Genomic DNA, 16,152 nt, shown 5'->3' on the forward strand with positions numbered 1-16,152 from the left:
GGCGGTCGGGCTGACCGCATCTGTCTGTGGAGCTGGTGTAAGACCTCAACGGAGTTCTCCGGGCGGGCAGTCGGCGACGAAGCAGAAACACCCACGGCGCGAGCCGTAGGGATCCCCTCCCTTTAGGGAGGGAGATGTCAAGTGGGGTCTCCGTCGAACGGCCCGAACGCGGCCTGCAGCCGCAGATGGGCGGGGGCGGTGGCGATGTCGCCGAGCTCGTGCCGGAAGGCGACGGCGTCGGGACGGCCCGGGTCGGTGCCGGAGGCGGCGAAGCCGTGCTCGGCATAGAAGGAGGCGAAGGCCGAGTTGCGGGGGGAGGGCAGATAGCGGCCCGTCACCGCGCTCGCGCCGGTGTCGCGGGCGAACTCCAGTACAGCGGCCAGGCAGGCGCTCTCGATGCCCCGGGAGAACACCCGGCAGCTGAGGACGAAGTTGTCGATGTGCAGCACCTCCCTGTCGCGCCGCAGGAACAGGGCGCCGACCAGGCCGTGGTCGCCGAACCGGTCGCGCGCACGCACCGCGATGACGTGCTGTCCGGGATGCTCCATCCGCTCCGACACCTGTGGGACCTGCAGGCGTTCGGTGGCCAGGTGGAACTGGTTGGTGCGCAGCGTGAGCTGGGAGACCCGGGCGATCTCCGCTTCCTCGGGTGGCCGCAGGACGACTTCCAGTCCGAGTCCTTCGAGATAGTCCTGGTAGGAGCCGAAGTCCTCGCGGAACTCGTGGCGCAGGACCTCGGTGCGGTAGCGGCCGGCCCGTTCCAGGTCGGCCTCGGTGAGCTCGAACAGGTCGAACCAGCCGTCGGCCAGCAGCGCCGAGGGGTGCAGGGCGGGCTCCTCGTCGACCCGGACGACGGCGACTTCGGGCAGTTGCTCGGCGACCAGCCCGCATTCGAAGGGGCTGTCGTCGACGAAGACGAAGCTGTCCAGGCCGAGCCCGAGCCGGTCGGCGATGTCGCGGAGATTGTCGTGTTTGGCCTTCCAGTTGGCGTTGACGCGGACGAAGGCGTCCTCGCGCAGCACCATGGCCGGATGGGTGCGCAGCGTCTCGCGCACCGTGTCCGTGTCGTTCTTGCTGCTGACCGCCAGCAGCACGCCCTGCGCGCCGAGTTGCCGGAGCACCCGCTGGAACTCCTGGAAGGCCTCCCCGCGCAGGCCGGCGCCGAGTTCCACGCCGCCGGGCCCCTCCTCGCCGAGGACCCCGCCCCACAGGGTCCCGTCCAGGTCCAGCACCAGGCACTTGCGGGTGCGGCCCAGGCGGGCGCGGACGACATGGGCGGCCTCCCGGGCGTAGGCGGCCAGCAGCGCGTCGGACAGCCGGGCGCGGGCGTACTGCGAAGTGCGTGGATCCCACGCGGGAGCCCCCTCGGCCAGCAGCGGATCGAGGTCCACGGTGACCAGCCCGGGGTGCTGGTCGGCGAGGGACAGCAGTCCGCGGTTGAAGTCCCGCCACACCGCCCCGAGCCGGGCGCGGGAGCGCAGGTCGACCAGCTGGTGGGTGTGACGGCGGTGCAGCGGGACGGTGTTGAGGACGAGCAGGCCACGCCCCGCCTCCTGGTGGGCGCGCACGGCACCGGCGACGAGCGAGAGCCGCGCCCGTGCCGCGGCCTCGACGTCCTCCACCCGCCAGGGCACGGTGACCTCGTCGAAGACCGTGTGCGCGTCGAGCAGGCAGAGCGTGAGCGGGGGCTGGTCGTCGCCGGCCGACGCGGGCCGCATCAGATCCTGCAGATACGAGCCGTAGGGTGCGACCTTCGCCTCCAACAGCAGCCCGTGGCGGGCCAGTTCTGCGGTGAGGGGGGCCACGACCGGGGACACCGTGGAGTGGCCCGTGACGGCGACGGTGACCACCGGTACGTCGGCGTGGCGGCACACCTCCTTCGGGTCGAGCCGGGCCAGCAGCTGGCCGGCGGCCGGCAGGTCGGTCGCGGGCATGCGGGCCAGCAGGGCCGGCACCCGTGCGTACTCCGCGGCGAGCGTGCCCGCCCGGTGCAGGGCGCGCAGCGTGCCGAGAGCCTGCGGGTCGTGCCAGGTGCCGGGCGCGCCGAGGGCGCGGTTGTCGGTGTCGGTCATGAGCGCTCCAGGGCGATACCGGACTTGATCCACTTGCTGGACTCGATGGCGACCGTGATCGCGCGCCCGGGACGGTCCCACTGCCGCAGCAGCTCGGCGAGCTGGAGGAACGGCAGGGCGTTGCCGTTGTTGCCGACGGTGCGCACCACGTTGATGCGGCGGGCGTCCGGGGCGGGCATGCCCGCGGAGATGCGGTCGCTCATCCGCCCGGACAGCTGCGGGGGCAGCAGGAAGTCCACGGTGTCGGCGCCCCAGCCGAGGTCGTCCAGCAGCTCCCAGAACATCTGCCCGGCCATGACCGGCACCGCCTCCTCGATCGCCTTGTAGTCCTCGAAGACCGCCGTGCGGTCGCTGTGCCGGTCGCCGAGCCCGAACCAGTCGATGACCTGGCCGGGCTCCCGGCCCAGGCCCACCAGCCGGTTGAGGACCTGCCGGATCTCGATGCCCTCGCCCAGCGGTTCGGTGCTGAGCACGGCCGCGCCGGCCCCGTCGCCGAAGAGCACGTAGTTGACGAGTTCGGCGGAGGTACGGCTGCCCGGGTCGAAGTCCGTCTCCAGATGCTTGGCGCACACGTCGCCGCCGATCACCAGCACGGTGGTGCAGCGTCCGGCCAGCAGCAGGGTGCGGGCCACGTCCAAGGCCTGTACGGCACCAGCGCAGCCGGACTGCAGCTGGTAGGTGGGGACGTTGTCGATGCCGAGCCGGTCCGCGACCAGGTTCACCGTGGCGGGCATCAGATGGTCCGGGGTGGCGGTGCCCATGACGACGCAGTCGATGTCCCCCGGCTCGAGGCCGGCCTCGGCGAGCGCCCGGTCGGCGGCGGTCGTCGCGATGTCGGCGAGGCTGTGCCGTACCTGGCCGGTGGCAAGGTCGACGGCGAAGTACCGGCTGGTGTTGCCGATGAACATCTCGGCCCAGGTCTCGTCGACACCGACGAGCTTGGCCAGGGTCGCGTTGTCCACCGGGTCGCCGGGCAGGCAGGTGCCGACCGAGGCCAGGTACGCGGTGGGAGGCGCCATCAGCGTGTTCCTTCCGAAGCGGCGGGTTGGGGAGCGGGGGAGCCGTCGGCGAGTTGGCCGCGCAGGTATCCGACGAGGTCGGCCACGGAGCGCAGGCCGGCGAGCAACTCCTCGATCGGGAGCGACCCGAGCTGTGGCAGCGCGTCCTCGATCCGGGTCTTGAGTTCCATCACCCGGATCGAGTCGAAGCCCAGGTCCTCGTGGAGGCGGTCGTGGTCGTGCACGTGTGCCGGGTCGTGCCCGCCGACCCGGCACACCAGACGGCGTGTCAGGGCGGTGAGGGAGTCGGGCAGGTCCCCGTCCGGGGCCGGCGGGCACGATTCCCCGCGGTCGTCGCCACTCGGTAGTCGCGGGGCGGCCGAAGTGGTGTCCGTGCCAGGGGGGACGGGCGGTGCGGAGTGTTCCACAAGCCTCGCGGCGGTGCCCGAGCGCCAGGACCGGAACGACTGGTCGAACAGGTACGGCGGCAGCCGGCGGGGCACCCGGTCCGCCTCGTCGTACAGCAGGTCCCAGTCCGGTGTGAGACCGGCGCACCACAGCTCCCCGAACAACTGCTGGGGGCGGTGGGCGGGGGCGTGCTCGCCCGGGTGCGCGCTGTGCAGGCTCACGGCATGGCCGGAGTCCGCACGCAGCCGCGACAGCAGCGGGGTGAGCACGGCGCGCGGACCGATCTCCACCACATGGGTGACGCCGGTGGCGAGGAGCGCGCCCGCGGCCTCGGCGAACCGGACCGGCTCGGTGATCTGCCGCGCCCAGTAGCGGGTGTCCATGGTCTCCTCGCCGCTCAGCTCACGGCCGTAGACCGTCGAGAAGACGGGGAGGGCCGGGCGCCGGTCGGACACGTCCGCGCACTCGCGGCGGAACTCCTCGACCACGGGCCGCATCAGCGGCGAGTGGAAGGCGTGCGAGACGGTGAGCCGCCGCACGGCCACCTTACGTCCGGTCAACTCCGCCTCGAGTGCCGCCAGTTCGCGCGATTCTCCGGAAATCACCGTGCTGCGCGGGCCGTTGACTGCGGCCACGCCGAGGCGTGCCCGCCGCACCAGCAGCGGCTCCACCTCCGCCGCGGCCAGGCCCACCGCGAGCATCCCGCCGTCCTCGGGGAGTTTGTCCATCAGCGCCCCGCGCCGGGCGACCAGCCGCGCCGCGTCCGCCGCGTCCAGCGCCCCGGCCGCGCACGCGGCGGCGAACTCGCCGATGCTGTGCCCGATCACGTACGACGGCCTGATCCCGGCCTCGGCCAGGGTGGCGGCCAGCGCGTATCCGACGGCGAACAGCGCGGGCTGGGCGAGCCGCGCGCGCTGCACCTCCGGGTCGCCGTCGAGCACCAGGTCGCGCACGGACACTCCGGTATGCGGGGCGATCAGCTGGTCGATCTCGTCGAAGTGGCGTGCGTAGGCGGGGCACGACCGGTACCAGGACGCGGTCATACGAGGGTGCTGGGCGCCCTGCCCCGTGAAGGCGAACGCCACCGACGGCTCCCCGCGCCGCCCGCCGTCCGCCCGCGCGGTCTCCTCGGCGCGCTCGGCGGCCCGGCGCAACTCGGCGGCCAGCGCGGGCAGATCGCCTGCGGCCACGGCCGCGCGGTGCGGCAGCCGGGACTTGACGCGGTTGCTGGTCCAGCACAGCTGCGCCAGCTGGTTGCCGGGACGGCGGGACAGGGCGTCGGCCTGCGCCAGCAGATTCGCACGCAGCCGCTCCGGGGTGCTGGCGGAGACGGTTAACACGCCCGGTGCTGTGGACCGGCCGCGGCGGACGGTGCGAGGCGCCGAGGCCAGCACGGCGTGCGCGTTGCTGCCGCCCATGCCGAAGCTGCTCACCGCGGCGTGCACGGTGCCGGAGGGCAGTTTGAGCGGCGACCTCAGCAGGGACAGCCGGCGTCCGGGCAGGTCCAGGTCCGGGTTCTCGTCATCGGCGAACCGGCTCGGCGGCACCGTGCGGTGGTGCAGTGCGAGGACGGCCTTGATGAGCCCGGCGATCCCGGCCGCGCCCTCCGCGTGCCCGAAGTTGCTCTTGACCGAGCCCAGCGCGACGCTGCCGCCGCTGCGGCCGCAGGTCAGCTCGCCGAGCGCCTGAGCCTCGATGAAGTCGCCGAGCAGGGTCCCGGTGCCGTGCGCCTCCACGAAGCGGATGTCGTCGGCGGTGACGCCGGCCCGCCGCCACACCGACTCGATCAGCTGCTGCTGCGCCCAACGGTTGGGCGCCGTGATGCCGTTGCTGCGCCCGTCCTGGTTGACCCCGGTCTCCTTCAGCACGGCGTACACCGGCTGACGGTCCGCCAGGGCGTCGCTCAGTCTGCGCAGCACCAGCACCGCCACGCCCTCGGCGCGTCCGATCCCGTCGGCCGAGGCGCTGAACGGTTTGCAGCGGCCGTCCGGCGCCGACAGGCCGGCCTGGGTGTAAAAGATGTTGATGACCGGGGTCATGATCAGGTTGGTGCCGGCCGCGAGGGCGTGGTCGCACTCTCCGGCGCGCAGCGCGTTCACCGCGAGATGGACGGCGACGAGCGAGGAGGAGCAGGCCGTGTCCACCGCCAGGCTGGGGCCCTTGAGGTCGAGGTGGTACGAGAGACGGTTGGCGCCCATGAAGTAGCCGTTGCCCAAGCCGTGGCGGGCGGTGATCCGGTCGTAGTCGGCGAGTTGCAGGAACGCCCACTCGTTGGCCATCACGCCGACGAACACGCCGGTCTCGGTGCCGGCCAGGTCCTGCGGGGCGAGCGCTGCGTCCTCGACGGCCCGCCACGCGCACTGCAGCAGCAGCCGTTGCTGCGGGTCCATGGCGGCGGCCTCGCGCGGTGCGATGCCGAAGAAGCCGGGGTCGAAGGCGTCGGGGTCGGCGATGAAGCCGCCGCGCAACGTGTTGCTGCGGCCCGGCGGCCGGGCATCGTGGGCGCTGTGCGGGGTGGCCGGTGACGTGGCGTGGTAGCGGTCGGCGTCCCAGCGCTGTTCGGGTACGCGATCCGTGCCGTCGCGTCCGTCCATCAGGAGCGACCAGTACTCCTGCGCGTCGCGGGCGCCGGGGAAGCGGCAGTCGAGGCCGACGACCGCGATGGGTTCGCGCTCGGTCATGAGGGGGCCTCGTCGTGCTTCGCCTTGTCGGCCAGGCGTTCGGCGAGGTGACCGGTGAGCGCGTGGACGGTCGGGAAGTCGTAGGCGAGGGTGGGGGCGACCGCGAGCCGGTAGTGCTCCTCGATCTCGCCGCAGATGCTGATCGCCGCGACCGAGTCGATGCCGTAGTCGGCGAGCGGTGTGTCGGTGTCGATCTCGTGGGGGGACCGGTGCAGGTGGAAGGCCACCCGTTCGGTCAGCCACAGTTCGAGGTCGGGAGCGTTCCCGTGCGGCACGGGACGGTGCACGGGTCGGCGGGCCGGGGAGGTGCGTGTGGTGGGAGCGATGCTCATGGCCTACTTCTCTCTCGGGACTCGGACTCGGATGTCAGGGGCGGGGCGACACCGCGGCGGTGGGCCGGGGTGCCGCGTCGGGGGAGGGCAGCACGGCGGCGACGGCGGGTTCCAGGCGCTGGTGCAGCACGGGCAGGCCGCCGTCGAGGAAGAGCCGCCGCATGAGGGTGCGCTGCGTCTTGCCGCTGGTGGTCTTGCGGATCACCCCTGGCTGTACGAGCACCACGCTCACCGCGGGCAGCTGGAACCGGCGGCTGAGCAGCGCCTGCACGGAGGCGGCGAGGCGGGCCAGGGCCTCCCCCTCGCCGGTGGCCTGGGGCCTGAGCTCCTGCACCACGACGACGTGGGTGCGGTCGGACGTCTCGTCGGTGACGCTGAACACCGCGCCGCCGCCGCGCCGGAACGCGTCCCCCAACTCCTGGACGGCCTGCTCGATGTCCTGCGGGTAGAGGTTGCGGCCGTGCTGGATGAGCATCTCCTTGATCCGTCCGGTGACGTACAGCTCCTCGTCGAGCAGGGCTCCGAGATCCCCGGTGCGGAAGTAGCCGGCCCGGCCGTCAGCCGTGGCCGCCTGGAAGGTCTGGGCGGTGAGCTCGCGCCGGTTCCAGTAGCCGACGGCCACCGACGGTCCGCGCAGCCAGATCTCGCCGACCTGTCCGGCGGGCAGCACCCGTAGGGTCATCGGGTCCACGATCACGACTTCGGTGTCCTGCGGGCGGCCGCAGCCGACCAGGGTGCGGCTCGGATGGTCGGTGCGGGCGGGCCGCAGCTCGTCCTGTTCCAGGGCCTTGGCGTCGACGGTGAGTTCCAGGTGCGGCGCGTCGGGGTCGTTGCCGGAGACCAGCAGCGTGTTCTCGGCGAGGCCGTAGCAGGGCAGTACGGCCTCGGGGCGCAGTCCGTTGCCGGCGAAGCGCCCGGCGAAGGCGTGCAGGGTGTCGGCGCGCACCGGCTCGGCCCCGTTGAGTGCCACCCGCAGGCTGGACAGGTCGAGGCCGGCCGACTGCTCCTCGGGGACGCGCCGGACGCACAGTTCGTAGCCGAAGTTGGGGGAGGCGGTGCCCTCCACCCGGTAGTCGTGGATCATGCGCAGCCAGCGGACCGGCTGTTTGATGAACGCGATCGGTGACATCTGCACACTGGTGCCGCCCACCCACAGCGGGTGCAGCGTCATGCCGATGAGCCCCATGTCGTGGTAGAGCGGCAGCCAGCTGCCCGCCACGACACCCTGGGGCGTCTTCATGGCGGAGCGGATGGCTTCCTGGTTGGCGGCGAGGTTGGCGTGCGTGATCATCACGCCCTTGGGCTCGCTGGTGGAGCCCGAGCTGTACTGGAGGAAGGCCACGTCGGAGCCGCGCACCCGGGGCGGGGTCCACAGGTCGGCGTCGGCCCCGTCGTCGTCACCGCCGGTCGACAGGCAAACCACGTCCTGCTCCGCCGAGGCGGCCAGCCAGGCGCCGATCGCCTGCCGGTATTGCGGGAGAGTCAGTACGGCGCCTACGTCGGCGTCCTGCAGGATGCCGCTGACCCGGGCCAGCCGTTCGCCGGGCTCGTCGGGCAGCGGGGCCGGAATGGCCGTACGGCCGGCGTAGAAGCAGCCCAGGAAGGCCGTGACGAAGTCCAGCGTCGGGGGGTAGAGCAGCAGGACCGGGCGAGAAGGGGCGCCCTTGGTCGCGTGGCGCAGCCGGGCGGCCACGACGCGGGCCCGCCGGTCCAGTTCGGCGTAGCTGAGCTCCTCGGGCCGCATCCCCAGGCCGTCCTCGTGCAGGTACACGAAGGCGGCACGGTCGGGATGGCGGTCCACGCCGGCTCGTACGGCGTCCGTCAACGTTCGGGGGTCAGGCTGGTGCGGCACGGGCTGTCCTTTCCGCGGTCGGTTGACCGGTGTGGCAGGAAACCTTTTCGGGGGGCACCGAGTGCCACCCGGTGACCTCAGCCTTGAGGTGCCGTGAAAAGGAGACGTAAAGCGAAAATTGGTGCGCACGTCACGGGTTCGGGTTCTCGGGACGGGCGTCGCCCGAGCGGATACAACGGTGGGTGCACGGATTGGCACAGTGGGTGTTGGCACCCAGTGCCTGTCGACGACGCGAAGGAGGCCGAGGATGGATTCGGACGCCCGAGCCGAGGGGGAGCCGGTCCCTGGGGGCTCCATACCTGTCGGGCCCAGGTGCGCGGTGGGCCGGCGTGCGGTCCGTGAGGCCGTGTTGCGGCATGGATACGCGGTGTGCCACGGCCGGCTCGACGAGTGGGGAGGCGGGGGAGGGGAAACGGTGTCGGCGGCGCGTGAGGTGCTCGGCCCGGACTGGTCGCGCTACCGCACCGCACGCGAACCCCTCGTACGGTCGAGGCTGTTGGGCTCCCGGCTGCTGCTGCGGCACGTGGTGGCCGTCGTGGCCGGCACCGAACCGGGCCGGGTGGTGGTGGGCCGCGACGGCGACGGGCGGCCGTTTCTGCACCGGCCCGCCGGACTGGACGTGGGCATCAGTCACACGGCCGGGATGCTGGTGGTCGGGGTGGCCCGCGGCCGCCGGATCGGCGTGGACGTGGAGGCGTCGGACCGCTCCTTGCTGGCACCCGGATTCGCCGAGAAGTTCTGTCACCCGCAGGAACTGGCGGAGCTGAGCGGGCTGCGGCCGGCCGAGCGGAATCTGAGGCTGGTGCGCCTGTGGACGCTCAAGGAGGCGTACACGAAGGCGCTCGGCGTCGGCCTGGCGCACGACTTCACCCACCTGCGCCCCCGGTTCGAGCAGGGAGGCGGCGGCTGGCAGTTGGACCCGACAGCAGGCGGCTGGTACCTGCGCTGTGAACAGGTCGGCCGCTTTCTCGTCGCCGGCGCGCTGGGACCGGAGGGCGGGTAGGGCGACGGTGCGCCGTACCCGCAGGACGGCCCTCCGGCACTCGCGGCGCGACGAAGGCGGTGACCGGGCGTCAGGGGGCCTGGCTGTCAGATCTGTTGTGCGCCGACGCGCCGGAACAGAAGGCAAGACAGTTCCCCAATGCGCCGGGCGTCAACGGCTGTTGCTCGGCTGAGCGTCGTGGACCGCAGGGTCCGTGGTGACGTGTGACAAGCGTCCCCGGCAGGGAACGAGCAATCGAGTCAACGATGTTTCGATACACCGTTGACTCGATTGCTCGCCGGGTCTAGCGTCGGCAGGACACGGCACGCGAACGGCACTCGGCTCACGCACCCCCTCTTCCTTCCGAGGAGCGGAACCCGTGACAACTCAGCCCCGTTTCAAGGCCGCCGAGCAGACTCCGCAGTCCGCCCACCCGCACCGGTGGCGCGTCCTCGCGGTCCTGCTGGTGAGCCTCCTCCTCGTCGTCCTGGACACGTCGATCCTGAACGTGGCCCTGAAGACGCTCGCCGAGCCGTCACCCGCCGGCCTCGGAGCCACGCAGAGCCAGCTGCAGTGGTCGATCGACTCCTACACCCTCGTCTTCGCCGCCCTGCTCTTCACCACCGGCGTGCTCGCCGACCGCTGCGGGCGCAAACGCACGCTGCTGGCCGGGCTCGTCGTCTTCGGCGGCTGTTCCCTGTGGTCCGCCTACGCCCACAGCGCCGACGAACTCGTCATCGCCCGGGCGGGGTTGGGCGTCGGGGGTGCCCTGGTGCTGCCCGCCACCCTCGCGATCATCATGGCCGTCTTCCCGCCCGCCGAGCGCGCCAAGGCCATCGGTGTCTGGGCGGGCGCCGCCGGACTCGCCGTCGCACTGGGGCCCATCGCCGGCGGCGCGCTGCTCGAGCGGTTCTGGTGGGGCTCCGTGTTCCTGATCAACCTGCCCATCGTGGTCATCGGCGCCGTCGCCGCTCTGTTCGTCGTACCCGAGTCCCGCGATCCCGAGCGCACCGGCTTCGATCCGCTCGGCGTCACCCTGTCCGTCGCCGGTCTGACCGCCCTGGTGTACGGCGTGATCCGGGGCGGCGAGTCGGACGACTGGGCGGACGCCACCGTCTGGGGACCAGTGCTCGGCGGCCTCGCGGTCCTGGCTCTGTTCGCGTTCTGGGAGCGCCGCAGCGCGCGCCCCGCGCTGGACCTCGCCCTCTTCCGCAACCGTCGCTTCTCCGCCGCCGTGACCGTGATCGGCTTGGTCTTCTTCGCCCTGCTCGGCGCCACCTTCTTCCTGGTCTTCTACCTGCAGAGCGTGCGTGGCTGGACACCGCTGGAGGCCGGCTGCCTGCTGCTGCCCCTGGCCGTGGCCCAACTGGTGTGCTCGCCTCCGGCCACGCTCGCCGCCAAGCGCGTGGGGCTCCGGCCGGTGTGCGCGGCCGGCATGCTGCTCACCTCGCTCGCCTTCCTCGCCGTGGCCACCATCGACGAACACACCGAGGTCTGGGTCATCGAGTCCGTCCTGTGCGTCATGGGTGTCGGCATCGCCTGCGTGATGCCCCCCGCGACATCCGCCGCGATGTCCGCCGTGGCCCGGGACCGCGCGGGCACCGGAGCGGCGGTCAACACCACCTTCCGGCAGGTGGGCGGCGCCCTCGGGGTCGCGGTCCTCGGATCGGTGCTCTCCGTCGCCTACCGCTCCCGGATCGACGACCACCTGACGCCGTTGCCCGCCCCGGCCCGCGACACGGCGCGGGAGTCCGTCGCCGCGACCCTCACCGCCGCGGAGAAGCTGGGCGCGCCCGGCTCCGAACTCGCGGCCCACGCCGTCGACGCGTTCGTCTCGGCGATGCACCTCACGTCCCTGGTCGCGGCCGGCGTCACGTTCCTCGGCGCCCTCCTCTGCCTGCTGCTCCTGCCTTCCCGTACGGCCGCCGGGACGCTCGGCGCCGAGGAGGCGACCGCCGACAAAGAGGTCCACACCACGGAGGTCTGAATTCGTATGCCGCCACACCTCGACCGTCCGGCGACCGCCCCGGGACCCACTGTCCGGGGCGGCCGCCGGCGCGACCCCGTCGCCGACCGGGCAATCCTGGACAGCACGCTCGGCCTGCTCGGCGAGGGATGCAGTTTCGGTGACCTGTCCATGGACCTGGTCGCCCAGCGCGCGGGCGTCGCCCGGGCCACCATCTACCGCCGCTGGCGCAACAAGGAGGAGCTGGTGCTCGCCGCGCTGAGCACCCTCGACCTCCCCGTGCCGCCGCTGGACGGACTCGGCCTGCGCGACCGGCTGGTGGCCCTCGTGGACCAACTGCGCCACCGCGGCCAGGGCACGAACCTGCACCGGCTGATCGGCACCCTGCTCGGTGAGGCGGTGCGCCGCCCGCAGCTGGTGGAGCGGTTCGAGGACACCGTCGTCGCCGCACGGCGCGAGGCCATGCTGAAGGCGCTGCGGGACGGCGTCGCCGGCGGTGAGCTGCGCGCCGACCTGAACCTGGACGACGCGGTCGAACTGCTCACCGGACCGATGGCGGCCCGGCTGATTCTCCGCCAACGCCCCGTCGAGTCGGTGGCATTCGCCGAGTCGATCGTCGACACGTTCCTGAACGGAACCCGCACGATCCGCGCCGGGACAGGCTCCGGCACGGCACCGGAGCACCTCCCACCACCACAGGAGCCGCTGCCATGAAATTCCTCTTCGACGACCCCGCCTTCGACTACCAGGCCCTGCGCACCGCCGGTTACGCCGATTACGGCGGAGCGCAGCTCGGCGAGGTCGTCGCGGTCGCCGCACACATCCCCGACGGCGACACGGAAGCCTGGCGGCACGCGTGGGCCACGCTCGCCGAACGCGTCCACCGGCTGGGCACCGCGGCCCGCGACGAGGGCCGCACCGTCGACGCCCGCGCCGCCCTGCTGCGGGCGCACAATTACTACCGCACCGCCGAGTTCTTCCAACGCGAACAACCCGCGGACCCGGAGGCCCTGCGACTGATGCGGCTGTCCCGGGAGGCCTTCGCCGACGCGGCCGAACTCCTGGACCGTCCGCCCGAGTTCGTCCGCATCCCCTACGAGGACACCTCACTGCCCGCCTATTTCTACCGGGCGGACGACTCGGACGAACCCAGGCCGACCATCATCCACCACGGCGGCCTCGACTCCACCGTCGAGGAGGGCTACTTCTTCGTGGCGGCGGCAGCCGTCGCCCGCGGGTACAACTGTCTGTGCTTCGAGGGACCCGGACAGGGCTCGGTCCTGCGCGAGCAGGGGCTGGTCTTCCGCCCCGACTGGGAAAAGGTCGTCACGCCGGTCGTGGACCACGCGCTGTCCCTGCCCGGAGTGGACCCCGACCGTCTGACACTCGTCGGCACCAGCCTCGGGGGTCTGCTCGCGGTGCGGGCCGCGGCCTTCGAGCACCGTCTGGCCGGCTGCGTCGCCCATGACGCGGTCTGGCAGCTGGGCGACGTCGTGGGGCTGCCGCCGTTCGCCCTGGAGTGGGTCGAGCAGGGATGCGACGACTTCGCCGACCCGGTCATCTGGGGGATCGCCGCCCAGCAGACCTTCACCCGCTGGCTGCTGCGGCAGACCATGTGGACCTTCGGCGCCGCGACCCCGTCCCAACTGCTGCGCCGACTGCCCGCGTTCGGCCTGTCGGAGGTGATCGGCAAGGTGCGCTGCCCGGTGTTCGTCCTCGATGCGGAGGAGGACCTGTTCTTCGCCGGTCTGGAGCACGCGAAGAAGGTGTACACCGGGCTCAACTCGCCCAAGACGCTGTATGTGTTCACGGCCGACGAGGGCGGTGGGGCGCACTGCCACTCGGGCGCGATGCGGCTGTTCCACGACCGGCTCTTCTCCTGGCTGCTGGAGACACTGGGAGCGCACCGGCCGGCGGCGGCCTGACCGGCGGCCCGCCCGGCCGCGGCATCATCTCGGCCCGGACAGCCCGGCCCGCTCACCGGTGGGCCGGGCTCTCGGCCGAATGTCATTCGGCGGCCCGGTCCACGGCGGCAGATTTTTCTCCGGCGGCTCGGTTGCGGGCCGCCGGATTTTCATTCTCCTTAATGGCGGCGTAACGGAACGGACTGGCATCGTGCAACGACCTCGCATAAGCTGCACGGCATAGCAGTAAACTGCTGTCCGCATGGCGCCCCAGACCTGGGGTCGGACGGGGGAACCGGAATTTAGTTGAATGCGTTTCGCGCATTCGGGGGGTTGTCGTGTCCCTGTCCTGTTTACAGGCTGACCAAGCGCTTCGCTATGAGCTGCTGGGGCGGTTGCGGGTGACCCGTGACGGCGTCGACCTGACGCCCGAGCAGCCCAAGCTCGCCAAACTGCTCGCCCTGCTGCTGATCAGGGCGGGCGAGACCGTGCCGGGGGACAAACTGGTGGCGGAGCTCTGGGAGCAGGGTCCGCCGCGTTGCGCCTTCGCGAGTCTGCGCGTGTACGTCTCACAGCTGCGGAAAATCCTCAACAATCCTCGAGGAGCGTCTCCGATCGCCACGACCTCACCGGGATACATCCTCGCTGTGAGCGGCGACACAACAGATTTCCACCTTTTCGAGGAGCTCTACACCCGTGGCCGAGAACGATACTGTGCGGCCGATTTCCTGCATGCCTCCGAACTTCTCCGGAAGGCGCTTTCCCTGTGGCGGGGACCTGTTTTGGAAGGAATTCAAGGGTCGTTGGAAATTGAATCTTTCGTGGCTGTAGAGGAGGAAAAACGGCTGAACTGCACCGAGCTGAGCATCGACTCCGCACTGGCACTGGGCCGCCATCACGAAGTGATCGAGGATCTGAAGGGCCTCCTCGTCCAGCATCCGCTGCGGGAGCCGTTCTACCGCCAGTTGATGGTCGCCCTGTACCGGGCGGGCCGCCAGGGGGACGCGCTGGGGACCTACCGCAACGCCCGCCGGGTGATCAAGGAGGAGCTCGGCGTCGAACCGGGGCCGACCCTGCGCTTGGCCCACGAGGCCATCCTCCGGGCGGACCCGGCACGCCTGGAGGCCGCCGGGGTCATCCCCGCCATGCACTGACCGCGAGGTCGCGCACCCGTGGACGCTTTATCCGGCATTTGCAGTCGCTTAACCGCCTCTCCATAAAGTCCAGTTGACCCCGCACCAGCGGGGCGAGCCGGGTGCCGTACGCGGCCGTGTACCAGAGGGCACCGGCCACGGTGCCGTGACCGTGGCCATTGGTGCGGATCTCGGACGGAGCCGAATAAATCTTGGAAGCAGGATTGTGATCTGCATCACTGCGGGCTCTGAGTGGCACGTACGGGCAGCCCTCAGGTGCCGGGACCTGCCGTCACCGCCACGATCACCGAGCGGGCATCCGGGATGGGGGCGTGTGGAGGATGTGGCGTACTTGGCACTGTCGCGGTCAACCCGGGTTCGACCGACAGCCCCAGCCGCCGGCCCAGCTCACGAGCCCGGATCTCCAGGGCCAGGGTGATGCCGCGCCGGTCGGTGCGTACTGCTGTCAGTGGGTCGAACTAGGGCGCGTATCGGGTCGTGATCAATGAGCGCGTTCTCCCCTCGTGCTGATCTTCGATCCGGTAGATCGTCTTGCGTGACGCGTGCGCAGCTGACCGATGTGGAGTGGGCGTTCATCGAGCCGTACCTGCCGATCGGCGAGTATGGCCCGTACCCCGAGCGGTTGCGCCAGCAGTTCGAGGGCGTGGTCTGGCGGTTCAGGACCGGCGGGCAGTGGCGGGAGATGCCGCAGGAATTCGGTGCCTGGTCGACGGTGTCCAACCGTTTCCGGCAGTGGCGTGACGCCGGCGTGTTCGAGGCCCTGCTGGAGGGCCTGATCGCGGAGGCCGCGAAGCGGGGTGAGGTGGATCTGTCGCTGGTCAGTATCGACTCCACCACCGTGCGGGCCCATCACGATGCCGCCGGGATGCACACGAGGCAGGACGTGCTCGCCGCTTTGGAGAAGGCTGCCGCCGAAGAGGAGGAGGCCAGGTCAAGGGGGGGCGGTCCCGAGGGACGAAGCGGGCAGGACGGTGGTGCCGATCCCGAGCGGGACGAGCGGCGACACGTCCGGCGCCGGCGCAGGGTCCGGCTCAAGGCCGCTCTGCTGGGGCGCTCACGGGGCGGGCAGACGTCAAAGGTCCATCTCGCCGCGGACCGCAAGTGCCGGCCCTTGGCGTTCGTCTTGACCGCGGGACAGGCGGCCGACAGCCCACAGTTCATCCCGGTGCTGGGGAAGATCCGGGTTCGCGGCCCAGCGGGGCGGCCTCGCACCAGGCCGGACGCGGTCGCCGGGGACAGGCGTACTCGTCCCGCGGTAACCGCGCCCACCTGGGCAGGCGCGGCATCAAGGCCGTCATCCCGGAGAAACGGGACCAGGCCGCCAACCGGAAGGGGAAGGGCTGCAAAGGGGGACGCCCCGTCGACCACGACGCCGAGCTCTACAAGGAGAGGAACACCGTCGAGCGCCTGATCAACAAGCTCAAGGCGTGGCGGGGCATCGCGACCCGCTACGACAAGACCCCGGAAAGCTGCCTCGCCGGGCTTCACCTGCGTGCCTCGGTGATCTGGATCAAAGGCCTCACCCGAACCAGCGCCGAGAGCCGCGCAGGTCATCGAGGGACGTAGCTTGTCGGGATCGCAGTTGCGGGCTCTCAGCGGCAGCTGCATTCCCGGATGTCGGGATTTCGGCGGCCCGCTGCCGCCCGGGGAGTGGGGATCGTGCGCCACCAGCGCGGTGTCGGCCCGCGGGCTCAGGCGAGGGCGGCGGCCAGCAGGGCGAAGGCGGCGACGATGACGGCGACGCGGACGTAGTGCCAGCGGTCCCAACGCGTCATCTGCTCCTTCCAGTCCTCGGGCCGGTTC

10 protein-coding genes and 2 pseudogenes are annotated in these 16,152 nt (G+C 71.4%); 6 read left to right on the forward strand and 6 right to left on the reverse strand.

The features are described from left to right. Positions 1-137 precede the first annotated feature (137 nt). Genes ACFYO2_RS48395 through ACFYO2_RS48415 form a run of 5 tightly spaced genes read right to left on the reverse strand, consistent with a single transcriptional unit; the run spans position 138 to position 8,343 of the window. Positions 138-2,072, reverse strand: a complete 1,935-nt coding sequence (locus ACFYO2_RS48395; protein WP_388363609.1) for an HAD-IIIC family phosphatase — start codon at positions 2,070-2,072, stop codon at positions 138-140. Continuing rightward, a complete protein-coding gene (locus ACFYO2_RS48400; RefSeq protein WP_388363611.1) occupies positions 2,069-3,091 on the reverse strand; it encodes a 3-oxoacyl-ACP synthase III family protein in 1,023 nt (340 codons plus the stop codon). The genes ACFYO2_RS48395 and ACFYO2_RS48400 overlap by 4 nt, the downstream gene beginning before the upstream one ends. Beyond that, positions 3,091-6,159 carry a type I polyketide synthase gene (locus ACFYO2_RS48405; protein WP_388363614.1) on the reverse strand — a complete coding sequence of 1,023 codons (3,069 nt, stop codon included), beginning with the start codon at positions 6,157-6,159 and terminating at the stop codon, positions 3,091-3,093. The genes ACFYO2_RS48400 and ACFYO2_RS48405 overlap by 1 nt, the downstream gene beginning before the upstream one ends. Continuing rightward, complete coding sequence (locus tag ACFYO2_RS48410) at positions 6,156-6,491, reverse strand: acyl carrier protein (RefSeq protein WP_388363616.1); 336 nt, start codon at positions 6,489-6,491, stop codon at positions 6,156-6,158. Before ACFYO2_RS48410 ends, ACFYO2_RS48405 begins: the two co-directional genes overlap by 4 nt. A gap of 34 nt (positions 6,492-6,525) precedes the next feature. Continuing rightward, the gene (locus tag ACFYO2_RS48415; protein ID WP_388363619.1) at positions 6,526-8,343 is read right to left on the reverse strand and encodes a fatty acyl-AMP ligase; all 1,818 of its coding nucleotides are present in this window, start codon (positions 8,341-8,343) and stop codon (positions 6,526-6,528) included. A 415-nt stretch (positions 8,344-8,758) separates the two neighbouring features. On the opposite strand from ACFYO2_RS48415, the gene ACFYO2_RS48420 reads away from it, so the two are divergent. The 6 genes and pseudogenes from ACFYO2_RS48420 (at position 8,759) to ACFYO2_RS48445 (ending at position 15,915) form a co-directional block, all read left to right on the forward strand. Then, positions 8,759-9,346 (forward strand): 4'-phosphopantetheinyl transferase family protein, encoded by a 588-nt coding sequence (locus ACFYO2_RS48420; protein ID WP_388363621.1) that lies wholly within the window; start codon positions 8,759-8,761, stop codon positions 9,344-9,346. 358 nt (positions 9,347-9,704) lie between these two features. Next, positions 9,705-11,312: a DHA2 family efflux MFS transporter permease subunit gene (locus tag ACFYO2_RS48425; RefSeq protein ID WP_388363624.1), complete on the forward strand. Its 1,608-nt coding sequence runs from the start codon at positions 9,705-9,707 to the stop codon at positions 11,310-11,312. 6 nt (positions 11,313-11,318) lie between these two features. Then, positions 11,319-12,005, forward strand: a complete 687-nt coding sequence (locus ACFYO2_RS48430; RefSeq protein WP_388363626.1) for a TetR/AcrR family transcriptional regulator — start codon at positions 11,319-11,321, stop codon at positions 12,003-12,005. Continuing rightward, entirely contained in the window at positions 12,002-13,216 is a 1,215-nt protein-coding gene (locus ACFYO2_RS48435) for an alpha/beta hydrolase family protein (RefSeq protein ID WP_388363629.1), read from the forward strand. The genes ACFYO2_RS48430 and ACFYO2_RS48435 overlap by 4 nt, the downstream gene beginning before the upstream one ends. Before the next feature lie 317 nt (positions 13,217-13,533). Then, positions 13,534-14,349, forward strand: coding sequence for a BTAD domain-containing putative transcriptional regulator (locus ACFYO2_RS48440; RefSeq protein ID WP_388363631.1), 816 nt, complete (start codon positions 13,534-13,536; stop codon positions 14,347-14,349). A 535-nt stretch (positions 14,350-14,884) separates the two neighbouring features. After that, positions 14,885-15,915 (forward strand): annotated as a pseudogene (locus ACFYO2_RS48445) (IS5 family transposase). Between the two features lie 125 nt (positions 15,916-16,040). On the opposite strand, the pseudogene ACFYO2_RS48450 reads toward ACFYO2_RS48445, so the two are convergent. Further along, positions 16,041-16,152 (reverse strand): annotated as a pseudogene (locus ACFYO2_RS48450) (DUF1772 domain-containing protein); the annotation flags it as partial.

Source organism: Streptomyces sp. NPDC006602 (assembly GCF_042870385.1).
In the GTDB taxonomy this organism is placed as follows: Bacteria; Actinomycetota; Actinomycetes; order Streptomycetales; family Streptomycetaceae; genus Streptomyces.